General features: G+C 69.4%; 15 protein-coding genes and 2 pseudogenes. 10 read left to right on the forward strand and 7 right to left on the reverse strand.

What is annotated here, in order from left to right; translation table 11 throughout:
• The 5 genes from IE277_RS41795 to IE277_RS41810 all read left to right on the forward strand — a co-directional run.
• Nucleotides 1-956: TnsA-like heteromeric transposase endonuclease subunit (locus IE277_RS41795; RefSeq protein ID WP_229882407.1), on the forward strand; the 956-nt coding region annotated here is incomplete at its 5' end.
• Nucleotides 953-2,029: a hypothetical protein gene (locus IE277_RS48280; RefSeq protein ID WP_229882408.1), complete on the forward strand. Its 1,077-nt coding sequence runs from the start codon at nucleotides 953-955 to the stop codon at nucleotides 2,027-2,029. The genes IE277_RS41795 and IE277_RS48280, both read left to right, overlap by 4 nt.
• Nucleotides 2,030-2,032: 3 nt before the next feature.
• Nucleotides 2,033-3,016 carry a hypothetical protein gene (locus IE277_RS48285; RefSeq protein ID WP_229882409.1) on the forward strand — a complete coding sequence of 328 codons (984 nt, stop codon included), beginning with the start codon at nucleotides 2,033-2,035 and terminating at the stop codon, nucleotides 3,014-3,016.
• 62 nt (nucleotides 3,017-3,078) lie between these two features.
• Entirely contained in the window at nucleotides 3,079-4,011 is a 933-nt protein-coding gene (locus IE277_RS41805) for a TniB family NTP-binding protein (RefSeq protein ID WP_189958949.1), read from the forward strand.
• 34 nt (nucleotides 4,012-4,045) lie between these two features.
• Nucleotides 4,046-5,047 carry a TniQ family protein gene (locus tag IE277_RS41810; protein ID WP_189958950.1) on the forward strand — a complete coding sequence of 334 codons (1,002 nt, stop codon included), beginning with the start codon at nucleotides 4,046-4,048 and terminating at the stop codon, nucleotides 5,045-5,047.
• Between the two features lie 115 nt (nucleotides 5,048-5,162).
• Here the strand turns inward: IE277_RS41810 and IE277_RS41815 are convergent, their stop codons facing one another.
• Complete coding sequence (locus IE277_RS41815; protein WP_189958951.1) at nucleotides 5,163-5,600, reverse strand: nucleotidyltransferase family protein; 438 nt, start codon at nucleotides 5,598-5,600, stop codon at nucleotides 5,163-5,165.
• 17 nt (nucleotides 5,601-5,617) lie between these two features.
• On the opposite strand from IE277_RS41815, the gene IE277_RS41820 reads away from it, so the two are divergent.
• Nucleotides 5,618-6,552 (forward strand): IS5 family transposase gene (locus tag IE277_RS41820; protein ID WP_444544860.1). Its coding sequence is split into 2 segments (ribosomal slippage): nucleotides 5,618-6,064 and nucleotides 6,067-6,552, totalling 933 coding nucleotides; the frame shifts between segments, so codons are not numbered across the junction.
• A gap of 18 nt (nucleotides 6,553-6,570) precedes the next feature.
• On the opposite strand, the pseudogene IE277_RS41825 reads toward IE277_RS41820, so the two are convergent.
• The 4 genes and pseudogenes from IE277_RS41825 to IE277_RS41840 all read right to left on the reverse strand — a co-directional run.
• Nucleotides 6,571-6,747, reverse strand: a pseudogene (locus tag IE277_RS41825) (nucleotidyltransferase family protein); the annotation flags it as partial.
• Between the two features lie 474 nt (nucleotides 6,748-7,221).
• Nucleotides 7,222-8,340, reverse strand: a complete 1,119-nt coding sequence (locus tag IE277_RS41830) for a site-specific integrase (RefSeq protein WP_189958952.1) — start codon at nucleotides 8,338-8,340, stop codon at nucleotides 7,222-7,224.
• 428 nt (nucleotides 8,341-8,768) lie between these two features.
• The gene (locus tag IE277_RS41835; protein ID WP_189958953.1) at nucleotides 8,769-9,071 is read right to left on the reverse strand and encodes a helix-turn-helix domain-containing protein; all 303 of its coding nucleotides are present in this window, start codon (nucleotides 9,069-9,071) and stop codon (nucleotides 8,769-8,771) included.
• Between the two features lie 84 nt (nucleotides 9,072-9,155).
• On the reverse strand, nucleotides 9,156-9,647 hold the full coding sequence (locus IE277_RS41840) for a tyrosine-type recombinase/integrase (RefSeq protein WP_229882410.1): 492 nt from the start codon (nucleotides 9,645-9,647) through the stop codon (nucleotides 9,156-9,158).
• Between the two features lie 342 nt (nucleotides 9,648-9,989).
• On the opposite strand from IE277_RS41840, the pseudogene tpg reads away from it, so the two are divergent.
• The 3 genes and pseudogenes from tpg to IE277_RS41850 all read left to right on the forward strand — a co-directional run.
• Nucleotides 9,990-10,232, forward strand: a pseudogene (gene tpg, locus IE277_RS50215) (telomere-protecting terminal protein Tpg); the annotation flags it as partial.
• A 138-nt stretch (nucleotides 10,233-10,370) separates the two neighbouring features.
• Nucleotides 10,371-10,571, forward strand: coding sequence for a hypothetical protein (locus IE277_RS41845; RefSeq protein ID WP_189958954.1), 201 nt, complete (start codon nucleotides 10,371-10,373; stop codon nucleotides 10,569-10,571).
• Between the two features lie 114 nt (nucleotides 10,572-10,685).
• Nucleotides 10,686-11,093 carry a helicase associated domain-containing protein gene (locus IE277_RS41850; protein WP_444544861.1) on the forward strand — a complete coding sequence of 136 codons (408 nt, stop codon included), beginning with the start codon at nucleotides 10,686-10,688 and terminating at the stop codon, nucleotides 11,091-11,093.
• A gap of 375 nt (nucleotides 11,094-11,468) precedes the next feature.
• Here IE277_RS41850 and IE277_RS41855 read toward each other — a convergent pair whose 3' ends face one another.
• Complete coding sequence (locus IE277_RS41855; protein WP_189958955.1) at nucleotides 11,469-11,921, reverse strand: hypothetical protein; 453 nt, start codon at nucleotides 11,919-11,921, stop codon at nucleotides 11,469-11,471.
• A 38-nt stretch (nucleotides 11,922-11,959) separates the two neighbouring features.
• Nucleotides 11,960-13,249: an MFS transporter gene (locus IE277_RS41860; RefSeq protein WP_229882411.1), complete on the reverse strand. Its 1,290-nt coding sequence runs from the start codon at nucleotides 13,247-13,249 to the stop codon at nucleotides 11,960-11,962.
• A gap of 81 nt (nucleotides 13,250-13,330) precedes the next feature.
• Here IE277_RS41860 and IE277_RS41865 point away from each other — a divergent pair, with 81 nt between their 5' ends.
• Nucleotides 13,331-13,675, forward strand: a complete 345-nt coding sequence (locus IE277_RS41865; RefSeq protein ID WP_189958956.1) for an ArsR/SmtB family transcription factor — start codon at nucleotides 13,331-13,333, stop codon at nucleotides 13,673-13,675.
• Nucleotides 13,676-13,778: the final 103 nt, after the last annotated feature.

A 13,778-nucleotide genomic window follows, 5' to 3' on the forward strand; every position in this document is an offset into this window, starting at 1 on the left:
GGACAACCGCGCAGACCCCGCTGACGCCCAACCAGCGCCACCACCACACCCATTCACACGGGCTGATGTGCAGTCATAGCAGATGTGCGACCGCCCTGTTGGTGCATTCGGAAGGGTTTTCACTTGTTAAGGGGGCGCTCTCGATCTGCGCATTGTGCAGATGTGCCGGTCAGGTCTTCACTGGCCGCGTGAGCAGCACGAGTGGTGACCACCGTTCGGGGAGCGGTCGGGTCCGTGTGAGGGATGTCGATGTGCGGTTCATCGGCGCGAACGGTCTGCCGGAGCAGCGGCCGTGGCTGGAGGTGGCCGCGGAACTGGTTCCGGCCGACTGCCCGCCGGTACGCGGTTTCGCGGTGCGCCGGGGCAGGAGGTTGGCTCCTGGTTGGTGGTGGGCGGCCACTACGGGTCGGTTGGTGGCCTACGGGAGCGCGGCGATGCGGGACCACCTGATGCTGCTGGACCAGGAACGGCGGGTGGTGGGTCTGGCGTGCCGCCCGCTGGAATTCGTGTGGCGGGACGGCAGGCGGGTGGTAGCCCATGCTCCGCAGCTGGCCGCGCGCATCGCTGACGGAGGACACGTGCTCGTGGACTGCCTTGGTGCCGGCTTCCTGCCGCGTCGTCTTGCCGGTGTGCAGGCTGTGCTGGAGGAGTGTGCGCAGGAGGCGGGATGGCAGTACCGGGTCGAGCCTGCCGCGGATCCGGTGGTGGTGGCCAACGTGCGCTGGCTGTCCGGGTACCGCCACCCGCGCTGCGCGGGCAGTGTCCGTCCAGGCCGGTTGCGTGACGTCTTCACGTCTCGGCGGCCCTTGGCGGAGGGGACTGCCGCGCTCGGTGATGTGGTCCGGACCTTGCCGGTCGTCTACCACGGCTTGTGGAGTGGGGAACTGACCGCGGCGCTGGACCGGCCGCTCACCGAAGGCACTCTGGTTGCCGCGGCCGGACGGCACGGGCGGTGAGCGCTGTGCGGCATGTGGTGGAGGTGGGTGACCAGATCCGGTTCGCCGGTGGTGTGTTCACTCTGGCGGGGCTGGACGGGCCGCGATGCCGGATCGTGGGTGAGGACGGGAGCGTCCAGGTGCTCCTGCTCACGCAACTGTATGCCGATGAGGACTTCTGTGTGGTGGCCGACTGTGCCGAGCCGCGCCGGGCGCCGGTGTGGGGGCCCTTGGCGGGCCTTGAGGCAGGCGTCCGCGAGAAGGCTCTGGCCTGGGAGCGGCACATCCGCGAGGTCGAGACGGGCCATCCGGAGCCAGGCGGGAGGGGTGCGCCGCGTGAGGAGTTCGCCCCGGAGTTGCGCAGCCTCGCCGAGCGGGAGGCGGCCAAGGCGGCGGAACTCACAGAGCAGGGGCAGCCGGTCAGCGTGGCCACGGTACGGCGCATGCGCACCCGCTACCGCAGGCAGGGCGTGTGGGGGCTGGTCGACGGGCGTACGACACGAGCGAGGTCGCCGTGGGGGCGTGCCGACGAGCGGGTGGTCAACGCCATCAGGACAGCGCTGGAGGCGCAGCGGGAGCGGTCCACCGGGACGCTGAGCCGGCTGCGTCGGCAGGTGGGCTGGCTGCTGGAGGACGCTTACGGGCCGGGCACGGTGGAGGTGCCGCCGGTGGCTACGTTCAATCGGCTGGTCCATGCGGTCGCCGACGGCCAGGGGCTGCTGGACCCTGCGGTACAGCAGCGCTGGCGGACGAGTCGGCCTGAGCCGCCGTTCACGCCCACCGTCGCAGCGCGGCCCGGCGAGCTCGTCATGATGGACAGCACCCCGCTGGACGTGCTGGCCGTGCTCGAGGACGGGCGCACCGGGCGGCTGGAACTGACCATGGCCATGGACGTGGCCACCCGCAGTATCACCGCCGCCGTGCTGCGCCCGCGGGGAACGAAGGCGGTCGACGCGGCAGTCCTCCTCGCGCAGACCGTCGTGCCCGAGCCCCTGCGGCCCGCCTGGGCCGAAGCGCTGGCGATGGCCTCCTCGGTGATCCCCTACGAGCGGCTGTTAAGCATCGATGCCCGGATGCAGGGCGCTGCTGCGTGACCGGTGATCTTCCCGTCCACCGTCGTCATCGACCAGGGCAGGGTGTTCATTTCCCAGTGCTTTCTCGCGGCCGCCGAGCATCTGGGAATCTCCGTCCAGCCGTGCCCGCCCGCGTCCGGGCCCGCGAAGGGCCACGTGGAGCGCGGCTTCGGATCGGTGGGGACGCTGTTCGCGCAATACGTCTCCGGCTACACCGGCTGCCACATCAGCCGGCGCGGCCGCCGCGTCGAGGACGAAGCCTGCTGGACCCTGCCCCAGCTCCAGGACCTGCTGGACGAGTGGGTGATCAGTGGGTGGCAGGAGCGGCGGCACCGGGCACTGTGCCACCCTCTGATGCCCAAGCTGGCGCTCACGCCCAACGAGATGTGGGCGGCCCTGGTCGGCATCGCCGGGCACGTGCCTGTTCCGCTGAAGGCCGCCGACTACATCGAGCTGCTTCCCGCCCGGCGGTGTGCGATCGGCGCCGAGGGCATCCGGTTCGATTACCGCACCTACGACAGCAAGGCCCTCAACGGCCACCGGCAGCGTTCCACCGCGCAGGACGGCAAGTGGGAGGTCCACTACAACCCCTACGAGCCCTCACGCTGCTGGGTGCGTCTGCCCACCGGCTGGGCCGAGGCGGGATGGATCCACCGCACTTTGGTCAGCCGGCCCTTCACCGACACCGCCTGGCGGCACATCCGTACCGTCGTCGAGCAACGCGCAGGACGTGCCGAACACGAGGAACACCTCGCCCGCGCACTCGACGAACTCCTGCGTCGCGCCGGCGGCAAGACCGCCGGTACCCGCGGCCAGGAGCCGGCCACCGGCTTTGGGGCAGGTCCCACGGGCGTGGTCCCGCAGGCGGACACCGGCGTGCTCGGGACCCGAGAGGCGAGTCGGCTGAGCGAAGAGGAGCCCGATCAGGACGACGCCGACGACCCGGTCACCGGCACAGCTGATGCCTGGGAAGTCTTCGACGCCCATCAGGAGGCAGAGCAGTGGTAGTCCCCGGCCAAGCAGCGGCGCACACCGGCCCGTTCGCCTCACCGACCACATGGCGGGAGTGGATGCAGTTCATCGACGCCGAACCCCCTCGCCTGCCGGGCCCGGGCCCGTGGACGCTTCAGGAGCGCCTCGACTACCACTCCCGGTTCGTGATCCTCTCCACCCCGGTCATGGACAAGATCTCCCTCACCCTGCGGCGGCTGATGATCCTCAACCGGCACCACAACGGCACCGCCCGGCGGGGGCTGATGATCTCCGGCCCACCCACCACCGGAAAGACCACCGCTCTGCAGCAGCTCGGGCGGTCCTTCCACCTCGCCGACCGGGCCCGCCACACCGACCCCGGCGAGCGACTGCCCGTGGTCTTCCTGTCCGTACCGCCCGCCGCCACACCGAAGATGCTGGTCTCCGAACTGGCCCGGTTCCTCGACCTGCCCATCGCAAAGACGATGAACCAGGCGCGGATCACCGACATCGTCTGCGGCGCTCTTCGCGATCTGGCGACCCGGCTCGTCCTCGTCGACGACGTCCATCTGCTCAACACCCGCACCCGCGCCGGTGCCGAGACCTCCGACCAGATGAAGCACCTCAGCGAACGCATCCCCGCCACGTTCGTGTATGCCGGCGTCGCCATCGAGGCCTCCCCGCTGTTGACCGGCAACCGCGGTGCGCAGCTGGCCGGGCGGTTCAAGATGGTGCGCAACCCTCCCCTGGCCTACGGCAGCACCACACAACGCACAGCCTGGGAAGGCCTGGTCGGCGGCATGGAAAGCGCCCTGCGGCTTACCCACCACCGCCCCGGCGCCCTCACACGGCACGCCGCCTACCTCCACCAGCGCACCGCCGGCAGGATCGGCAGCCTCTCCGCCCTCGTTAGGGAAGCCGCCATCGCCGCGATCCTCGACGGCACCGAAAAGATCACCAAACGGCTGCTGGCCGACATCGAGGTCGACCAACTCGCCGAACAGACCGCACGGCCACCGGCCAGGACCTGACATGCCAGCTCCCCCACGCCCCAGCATCCGGCGCGTGGCCCCGCTGCAATGGGAGACCACCGCCTCCTACATCCAGCGCCTAGCCCGCAGCCACCACCTGACCACCGCAGAACTGCTGAACGGCCTGGGCATCCCCCGCCCCCGCGTCGACAACGAACGCACCCGGCCGCACGCCCCCCACACCAGCATCGAGCTGTACCTGAACGCCCCGAGCCGCCGCCTGATCGCCTCGTTCGCCGGGGTCCCTGAGGAACACCTCTGCCACGCGCTCCCCCAGTGGGACCAGTACCGCGACAAGCCCAACCCCGCCTCCGCCCGCGCCCGGCTGAGGCCCGCACCGGTGAACGCCGTCACCGGCTGCCCTGGCTGCACCCTCGCCCGCACCGGTCAGAGACACCCCGTCCCCCAGTACCTGCCCGACAGCCGCCTCATCTGCCGCCGCCACCACACCTGGATGCTCGGCCGCCACACCCTCGCCGGCACCCAACTGCCCATCGACCACGCTGATCTGGAGCACACCCCGGAGATCCTCACCGCCCACCGCACCCACATCCGCTTCCTTCGCCGCTGGGGCACCGCGGCCGACCACGCCCTCGCACAGTCCATGTCCCTGACCGAGACCTGGCGGCGCACAGCACCCGCGCAAGAGCGCATCTGGCCCGCACGCGCCCGCCGCATCGGCAACAACAAGCGCACCCGCCTGTGGTACGCCCTCGCCCGAGCGGCCATCACCTACCCCGAAACCATCACCCTCGCCCAATACATCGCCCACCACCCCCGTACGCTGACCGCCCTCGAACGGCCCGAGAGCGCACCACCCGTCCACACCGCCATCGCCGCCCTCCTGGGCCGGCCCTGGCTTCAAGACCCGGCCTTCTACCCCGACCGGCTCAACAACCGCATCAACTACGCCCCCAGCCCCCACCCCGGTGCCCGCCCGCGGTGGACGTACCGCCACCCAGGCCCCACCGAACTCACCCACCTCGGCTACCACCCACCAGCACGACATAACCGGCCCGCGCCAACGACAGCCTGAAAACAGGCAGTTACGAGGAGACCGCCGCCCCTGAGGAAGGACAGTCAGTGTCTGCGTCATGAGGATCTTTGACACTGTCCGCAATTCCGTGAAGGCTCGGTAGCCACGTCACCCATCAGTTCGGCCACGGCAGGACGGAGAGCTCCGGCCACTCATCCTTCCAACGCGCCGCCTTCGTCTCGTAGACCTCCCGCGGAGCAAGTACCGAGTTGGGGCGCACGACCAGGTTGAACACGTCGGACAGCCCGTGAGGCGCATACACACGCCACCCTCCATCGGGCTCCAGCCGAACCCCCAGACAGCACGTCGTCGCAGCGAAGCAGCCGATCGCGGCCTCGGTGGACTCGTGCGGCGGACAGGGCACACCGAACTTCTTCTCGTACCAGAGATGCACGCGGGCCTCGTTACGGATCTCCACCTCGGCCGGCAGGCCGGCGAACACCTCCTGACCCGCCTTGATCACGGCGTCCTCCGCTGCCCAGGACAAGTCGCCGCTGTCGAAGTAGAAGACGTCGTAATCCTTGATGCCGTTAGGGCGTGTCTCTCCGATCATCGGATCGTTAGTTTGGTGTGAGTGGTCGCGGTGATCTGACAGACGAGGAGTGGGCTCGGCTGGAACCGCTCCTGCCAGCGAGTAATGGACGTTGTGGCAGGTGGCGGGATCACCGGCAGGTGATCAACGGGGTCCTGCACCGGGTGAGGACAGGTGTGCAGTGGCGCGACTTGCCAGAGCGGTTCGGCCCGTGGAAGACCGTCCACAAACGGCACTTGCAGTGGTCGGCCGACGGAACCTGGGAGCGACTTCTGCAGCAGGTCCAAGCCGCGGTGGATGCCGAAGGCGCAATCGACTGGGACGTCTCGGTCGACTCCACGGTGATGCGCGCCCACCAGCACGCCGCCGGCGCGCGCAAGGCCCCGCCGCCTCCCGCGCTCTCAAAAGGGGCAGATGCGATGGCACATCAGAGCGATCCGGCGTGGGCGGGCCTGGCCGACCACCTGGCGGAGGTGGTGCTGCAGGTGAGGGTCTGGGCCGCTCGCGCGGCGGCTTCTCCACCAAGGTCCACCTGAGCGCGGACGGCAGGTGCCGGCCGCTGTCTCTGGTGGTCACGCCCGGACAGCGGGCGGACTGCACGCAGTTCGAGCCGGTTATGGAGAAGATCCGTGTGCCGAGGACGGGCCTCGGGCGTCCGCGCACGCGGCCCGACAGCGTGAGCGCCGATAAGGCGTACAGCAATCGACGCACGCGTGCCTACCTGCGCAAACGCGGTATCCGCCATGTCATTCCGGAGAAGGCCGACCAGGCGGCCAACCGCGTCAAGCGCGGCTCTCGCGGTGGCCGGCCTCCCGGTTTCGACAAGGAGCGGTACAAGAAGCGCAATGTCGTCGAGCGGGCGATCAACAAGCTCAAGGGCTTCCGGGCCGTGGCCACGCGCTATGACAAGCGCGGCCACGTCTTCCTCGGCACTGTCACCCTGGCAGCCATTGTCATATGGCTCCGCTCATGATCGGAGAGACATCGCCTAGGGGGGCCTGCCGGTGACCACGTTCCACACCGTCTGGAACAGGCAGCCCGCCGTCACGTACCAGCCGGGCAGATCCAGTGCTGCCGCCCCGGCCATCACGTCGGTCAAGACCTCGTTCTGACAGAGCACGGATCGCAAGCCGTCGAGTTGCTCATCGAGGGAAAGTCGGCCAAGCATCCGCCTTACCTACCACGACCACCACCAGAGCATCACAGCCGGGTGAGGACACGGCTCGCAGACCAGGCCCGCCATCCTGCTCGACGAACATTCGACGCGAACGGCCCCTCCCGCCACAGAAGAAGTACCAGCGGACCCGTACAGCCACACAAGCCCGGCAACAACCAGACGACTTAATCCGACAACCACTCATCCTGCACAGCACTCAAAAAACCTGCGCAGCCCGCCACAACCAGCCAAGAACGCCCAGGTCAACACACTAAGGCGTACCCGCCATAACGCAGATTGATTGAACGACCACGCCCCCGAACCCACCCAACCAACCTGTAAAACCACTGACCAGCGAACCAACACCTGCTCAGATCCACCGACCGACGACAACCGCTGTCGCCAGCCAGTGGAACTGCGCAGTGCCCAGTGATTCTGCGCCTATCCGCTACGCGGAAAAACTAGCGCCGACCGGCTGGTGTACCGTCAAGTGGCCGGTATCTGGGCTGTGTTGTGGTAGTGGGAAACGCCCGCGTAGGACATGCCCAGTGACGCGGTCAGGACCTTGATGTCGAGTTCCTCCGCGAGTGTGACCAGGCGGGTGGAGCGCAGGATGCGGGGCAGCAGCCCTGCAGGGGCCAAGCTGTCGCGGATGTGCGCGGCACCGGCCGGGGCGCAGGTGGTCCGGGTCAGCCTGGTGACCAGGAGATGAGGGTTGTCGGTCTGCAGCCGGCTGCGGTGGTCGCGGCAGCGCTGGAGCGCCGTCCAGGTCGCGTTATCCGGTGGGAGCTCCACCTGTCTGCCGGGGAACTGGATGGTGTGGCGGGCGGGGTCGATGCAGGGGTCGGTGAGATGGCGCAGCTCGGTGATGGTGGCCGCGTGGAGCAGGGCTGCGAGGCCGATGAACGCTTCGTGCGGGTGGATGTCGGGGGCGGTGGTCCATCGCTGGTACAGGGCCCGCTGCTCGGCGAGTGTAAGAGTGACGCCGTGAAATCCCCTTTTCTGCAGGGCAGTTATAGGGCCGGTGGGGTCGTAGAGGACTGCTCGGGTGTGGTGGGCGTACGCGAAGAACTGGCGCAGGCCCGTGAGACGGGAGGCGCGGCGCGCGGGGGTACGGCAGAGGAAGGACTCCAGGTCTGCGGTGGTGACGCTCGCCCAGTTCCTGTGTCCTTCAGCGTGGAGGTGGCCAGCGAGGTCGCGGATGGCATCCAGCCGGATCTCGATCGTCTTGAGCTGGTTCGGCCGTAGTCCCAGCTGCGGGGCCCGCTCGCGCTGGAGCACCAGGAAGTCCGCGAACCCTTGGACCTGGGGACGCAGCGGGGCGGGTACGGCCTGGATGCGGCGGGCGCGGCGGGCTGCGGCTCGCCTGCCGGCGAGGCCGGGTGGCGGGGAGAGGTGGCCGTGGGCGCGGAAGAAGTCGGTGAGTGCCCCGGTGAGTTCGGGGGCATCGTTGCGGGCGTGCGCGAGCAGGGTGGGTGGGTCGCAGGCCGAGGTCGTGAGGATCAAGCGAGCGGTGGTGGCCACGAGGTCAGCGGCGTAGATCGGGTGACGGTGCTCGGCCAGGTGAGCGGCGAAGTCGTTCCACCAGGAGGGCTCAGTGGGCATGCGTTTGGCCCAGCCGTCCGCACGGGTGATGACGGTGCGCGGCGAGTGCTCATAACAGCGCTTGCACAGCCCTTTGGCCCACTGGCCGCTCTTCCCGCAGTGCTGGCACTGTGCCGCAGGCTCGGCGGTGGCGGGATCGGCACAGGCGCGGCAGCGCCTGGTTGCCGGGTCGAGGACCCGTTTGCGCCCGCAGTGCCGGCACGGGCCCAGGGCCCGCTGTCCGCTCTCCCGGCACCGGCATGCCGCGCACAGCTGCTGCGAGGAGCGCCGGGGAGCGCCACAGAGGGTGCAGGTACGTGAGCACCAGGGGCAGCGGCCCGTGTCAGGGCGCAGTCGGCGTAATCGGCTGCAGGCGGGGCAGAGGGCTTTGACTGTCCGGGTGGCGCCTGGGGTCGTCGTGCCGTCTGCTTTCGGGGTGTTGGCCGCGGTCACAGCGGTGGCATGGACCGGCGGGCGGGAGACTGCGGCTGCACGGGCAGCGGTGGGGCCGGAGCGGGTGCGGTGCTGGGCGCAGGAGCCGGGGACGGGGCGGTGGTGTGCAGGGTCAGGAGGTCGCCGGGGGTGCAGTCGAGGGCGGCGCACAGCGCGGCGAGGGTGGGCAGCTTCACCTGGGAGGGCTGTTTGGTGAAGAGCGCGGACACCGACGCTGCGGACAGTTCCAGGCCGGCCCGTTCGGCGAGCAGACGGCGCAGCTCGGTGCCCGTCCAGATGCCGCGTTGCGCCGCGGCCATCCTCAGTCTCCACTCCACTTGGGGTGGCGGGCTGGTGGTTTCGACAGCGCGGAGAAGGGGCGTGGTCAATGGGGCTCCCGTGGGTCAGCCGGCCAGGCCGGTGATGGCGGTGAGAGTGGCGTGGCGCCAGGCGTCCTCGACAAAGGCCATGGAGGGCCGGACGTAGGCCATGGTCGCGGCGATGTGCCGGTGGCCCAGGAGCTGCTGGACGGTCACCAGGTCCATGCCCTGCTCATAGTGGTGGGTCGCGCAGGCGCGGCGCAGGTCATGCGGGGTGAACCGGTCGTTCCCGGACCGGCCCTCCAGGTCCAGGAGACGGGCCAGGCGATCGCGTACCGTCTCCGGCTTCAGTGCCCGTCCACGGGCGTCACAGAACAGCGGTGCGGTGCCGGGGAAGAAGGGGCGCACATCGCTCAGGTACCAGGCCAGGATGCGTTCCAGTCCGTCCAGCATGGGTGCCCACCTCGGGCACGGTCCCGAGCCGCCCGCCGCCTTGCCGAACCGCACGTGCAGCTTGCCCGAGGAGCCGAGTCCGGGATGGACATCACACGTGTCGAGGCGGACGACCTCGCTCACCCGCGGCGCCGAGTGGCTGCCGCTCCAGCAAACGACGCACCACCAACCCCCGGGGCAGCACAGCCCCCCGGCCGACTCCTACACCTTCATCCACCCCACGATCACACCTGCCCAGCCCACCTCAGCGCATCAGAACTCACGAACCTGAGACAACATCAGCTGCCATACGATAAAGCCCCACGACAGCGATCCCACCCATCAATCTCTCACCTCATGACAGTGCCGATCCCGCCCCAACACCTCACTGACCAGCGCTGACACAGCACACCAGACCAGCACCACCGACTCTCACCACTACCGACCCCAAGCCAAGAGGCCGCACATACGGCCCGGTCCGGGCGTCACCCGCGGACCGTCGAGCGGTACGTTCGGGACCAGATCTGCTGGCCCCGCGCCGACCTCGACCAACGCCTGGCCGACGCCGCACGCGCCCGCTGGCAGCCCCGCGTGCGTGAGCAGGCCTGCCGCCGCGCCGCCACCAGCGCCGGCCTCGTCATCGAGACGCAGGCCCGGTTCGGTTTCACCGCCGCGTCCGGCACCACCGTCGACGCCCTCCTGTGCCACCTCACCGTCGCCCTGCCCCCGCGTCACGCGGCCGGGAGAGGGGGGTGGAGCAGGGGCGACGCCGCTCGGATGGCCTGCGCCGACGCGCGGGGCTGTCTGGGCGCGGTGAGGATGTCAGGGATGCCAAGGGGCAAAGGGGGGGAGCGAAAGGAGAGGATCATGTCCCGCTCGTTTTCCACGGTGCTGGCCACTACGGCTGTCGCCGGGCTCCTGGGTGCCGGTACAGCCAGTGCCGCGCCCGACCACTCCTGGGCACCCGCAGCCATCACCCGACAGGCAGAACCCAGCCCCCTCGGCGTACTCGACAACGCTCCCGTCATCAGCGGAGTCGTCAACGACCTTAAGGGTTCCGACCTGTAAATCTGCTTGAGAGTGTCACTTTGATTGTAGTGGGTGTCTGGCCTGAGGTGATGCGGTAGGTGGTGTCATCGAGGTGACGCGTTGTCGGTGACACGGGAATGAGCATGTGAATGGGTGCCACCGTTTGCGCGGACCGTGGCCGTCCACCAGAGCGAAGACCTCGGGCGGTGGATCAGGGCACAACGCCTTGGATGGGACCGACTCACCGGCGCCCAACAGTGGATGTGCGAGAACGTCCTCGGCATCGAGCCCGCGGCCCAGGACGAGAAACCGAAGCCACGCCACACGCACGCCGACAAGTGGGCACTGAACTACAGCGCCGCCCGCCAGTACTACGAACGCGAGGGGTACCTCCGGGTACCCAGGGGACGCATCGAACGGATCGTCACCGGCGACAGCGAGGACCAGGAGGAACGAGACCTCAAGCTGGGGTCGTGGATCAGCAACCAGCGCAGCAGAGCCGCCGCGCTCTCCCCCGAGCGGGTCGAGCAGCTCTCCGCCATCGGCATGCGCTGGGCATAGCCGGCCACCGGTGTCAACGCCCTCACCGTCATCGGGAGCCACCACACCTGCCGTACCCCCGCCCGTGAGCGGGGGGGGCAACGGCTCAGCAGGTCATGAGGCGGTGGTAGTCCTCGGTTTGCCGGGCCAGGTCGTCTTCGGGGATGGACGTGAAGGCGCTCATCTGGGCGTAGGACAGACCGCTCCCACGTCCGACCAGCGCAAGCTCCTACAGCGAGATGCCGGGCCGCCACCGCCGCGCGCCCAACTCGCCGCCGTACTCCTCCCCGACCGACAACCGAGGCGAGGGCCACCCGGTCGGCCGGGCGCCGCGCGCTGGGCACCGGCCCCGCCCGGGTGGTGGCAGGACGGCGGGGTGCTGGGCTGAGACGAGGACTACTCGGTGGCGAGCGCCCTGAGTCTGGCTGCGTGTCCGGGGAGGTGTTCGGTCGCCCGTAGACGGATCAGGTCGCTCCAGGACAACTGCTGGTCGGGCACTGGTTGGCCGTCGCGGCCGACCAGGCGAAGCTGAACGAGCGTGGTGGCGGCGTGGTCGGGGATCGCCTTGATCACGGTGCTGAGGTCGGTCGCGTTACGGCGCACCAGGTCGACGCGCTGGGTGTGGGTGGTGGAGGCGACCAAGGAGGCGATAGCGGTGTTGTCCATGGCCCGGCGGTTGTCGATGGTGACGGGCAGGCCGGTGAGTACCTCGCGTGCTGCGGCGGCGAGGATGCGGTCGCTGAGCGCGAGGTGGCTGAGGGTCCAGTCGATGGCAGAGCGTGCGTGCAGGGACGGTGTGGCGGTGTTGATCGCTTCGGTCGCGGCAGGCCGCGTCGAGTTCGGTGGCATCCATGGCTTCTCCCGGGGATGGTCACAGTCGCGTGGCATCAGCCAGTGGCGTTGGGGGCCGAGATGCCGTGACGCGCTCGGGCGAGGACCGGCAGCATCACCAGGCACAACAGCGCCATGAAGTCGGCGAAGTACTGCACGGCGGCAAGAAGACCGGACACGGTGGCGAGGAAGCCGACACCGATGACGGGCAGGCCTACGCCGAGATAGATGATCACGTAGAAGCTGGAGAGCACGTCTGCGTGGCGGTCGGCGGGGGCGGCTTGGTTGACCGCGGTGAGGCCGCCGAGGAACGCCAGGCCCTGGCCGGTGCCGGCGATGACGGTCGCGGCGAGCAACAGGATCAGCGAGGCGAGCGCGCCGGCGAGGGCCAGCAGTACCAGTCCCGTGGCCAGCAGCGGCAGGCCGACCATCTCCAGGGTCCGGGCCGGTCTGCCGTAGCCGAGGAGTTGGGCGAGCGCGGAGCAGCCCAGCATCAGTGCCACGGCCGCACCGCCCAGCAGCAGGTTCGTGCTGCCCGACAGGGTCGCCACGTACGTGGGGATGAGGGTGAGGAACAACCCGATCACCGCGAACGCGAGGAAGCCGGACGTCCCACTGGTGGCGAACAGCGCCCGCAGGGCAGCGGGGATCTCGGGGCGGCGAGGGCACCACCGGGTCCTGGAGCGCGTCGCCGGCAGCGTGGTGACGGCTGCCGCCGCCGGGGCCAACAGCACGATCTCCACCGCGAACGGCAGCACATGCGGTGCCGGGGCGTACTGGGCGAGCAGGCCGGCCAGCACTGGTCCGAGTCCCAGGCCGCCCACGGAGGCCACGGTGGACACCAGCGCCGCCTTGTGCCGGTTTCCGGTGGGCTCCAGTTCTGTCAGGGCTGCTGTCAGCGGCCCCGAGGCCGCGCCGAGCGCGAGACCCTGCAGGACACGGGCGGCGAACAGCCACCCCGTCCCTGCTGCGAGGGCGAACACTAGCGATCCCAGCGCGGCCAGAGCTACCGCCGGCAGCAGCACGCTGCGGCGGCCGACCGCGTCCGACAGCGGGCCCGCCACCAGCAGCGAGGGGATCAACACCGCCACGTACGCGGCGAAGATCAGCGTGACCATCAGCGGCGAGAACCCGAATCTCGCCTCGTAGCCCCGATACAACGGCGTCGGCAGATTCGTGCCGGTCAGCAGCATCAGCAGCGCGTAAGCCGCAGCCCAAAACCGCCATCGCCCTCCCGGGGCGGGCTTGCTGTCCGGGTCCGGGTCCAGCGTGCTGGTACGTGCACGCGGACGGTAGTGGGGTGGCGGCGTGCCGCCGGGTGCGGCGGCGGAACGTTCAGGCGGCATTCATCCCTCCGGATTATGTTCGGTGTTCCCGAACATAGCAGATGTTCGGGAGCACCGAACATGTTTGGGTATCCTGGAGACATGGCCAGCCGTACCGCGACCGAGCTCACCCACCCCGACCGCACCCAACTGCAGTTCACCACCGTGCTGGCCGCCCTCAGCGACCCGGTCCGACTGGCCATCGTCGCCCGACTCGCCGACGTCGAACCCGACGGCGAACTGGCATGCACCACGTTCGCCCTGCCCGTCAGCAAGTCCACCCAGAGCGGCCACTTCAAAGCCCTCAGAGAAGCCGGCGTGATCCGCCAGCGCGACGAGGGAACCCGACGACTGAACCAGCTGCGCCGAGACGACCTCGACACCCGCTTCCCCGGCCTGCTCGACCTCGCCATCCCGCAAGGATGCGACGTCATCGCCAGCTGGTGACCAGACCGGCGCAGGCCCTCCCAGACCGGCCGGTCAGGCGCCCACCTTGGCATCCCGGCCGGTCCGTGGCCGCTTCGGCGACGGCAAGAACCAGCTGGACCAA

It is taken from the genome of Streptomyces alanosinicus (assembly GCF_014650595.1).
In the GTDB taxonomy this organism is placed as follows: Bacteria; Actinomycetota; Actinomycetes; order Streptomycetales; family Streptomycetaceae; genus Streptomyces; species Streptomyces alanosinicus.